This is a genomic window from Mesorhizobium sp. M2A.F.Ca.ET.042.01.1.1 (assembly GCF_003997405.1).
Lineage (GTDB): Bacteria > Pseudomonadota > Alphaproteobacteria > Rhizobiales > Rhizobiaceae > Mesorhizobium.
Genome location: NZ_RZRX01000614.1, coordinates 1 through 739 on the forward strand (window position 1 = coordinate 1; position 739 = coordinate 739).

At 65.2% G+C, this 739-nt stretch carries 1 pseudogene; it reads right to left on the reverse strand.

The features are described 5' to 3' along the window. Nucleotides 1-739, reverse strand: a pseudogene (locus tag EOA23_RS35180) (DNA polymerase III subunit alpha); the annotation flags it as partial.

The following is a 739-nucleotide window of genomic DNA, read 5'->3' on the forward strand; positions in this document are numbered from 1 at the left end:
GGCATGGCGATAAAGGCCTTCGAGCTTCTGCGCCGTGTCGAGCAGCGTCTGTACGATCGGCTCCTTTTCCGCCTCCTCGGCGAAGCGCGGCTCGTTGGCGATGGCGTCCGCCAGCTTGACCGGATTGGCCGGGTTCTGCGGCACCATCTTGGAAAGCTTGTCGACCTGGCCGTATGGCATCTGCAGCACGCGGCCGACGTCGCGCAGCACGGCGCGCGCCTGCAACGTTCCGAAGGTGATGATCTGGCCAACCTGGTCGCGGCCGTATTTCTGCTGGACGTAGCGGATGACCTCCTCGCGCCGGTCCTGGCAGAAATCGATGTCGAAGTCCGGCATTGAGACGCGGTCGGGATTGAGGAAGCGCTCGAACAGCAGCGAGAAGCGCAGCGGGTCGATGTCGGTGATGGTTGTCGAATAAGCGACCAGCGAGCCGGCGCCCGAACCGCGGCCCGGCCCGACCGGAATCCCTTGCGACTTGGCCCATTTGATGAAGTCGGCGACGATCAGGAAATAGCCCGGAAACTTCATCTTCTCGATGATGCCGAGCTCGAATTCGAGCCGCTCGCGATATTGCTCGACCGTGTAGCCCGGCGTCGGCCCGTGCGCGGCAAGCCGCGCCTCCAGTCCTTCGCGCGCCTGGCGGGCAAGCTCTGCGGCTTCAGCCTTCTCGGCGGCGTCCTTGTCGGCTGCGTCGGCGCCGGTGAAGCGCGGCAGGATCGGGCTGCGGTTCTTCGGGTAG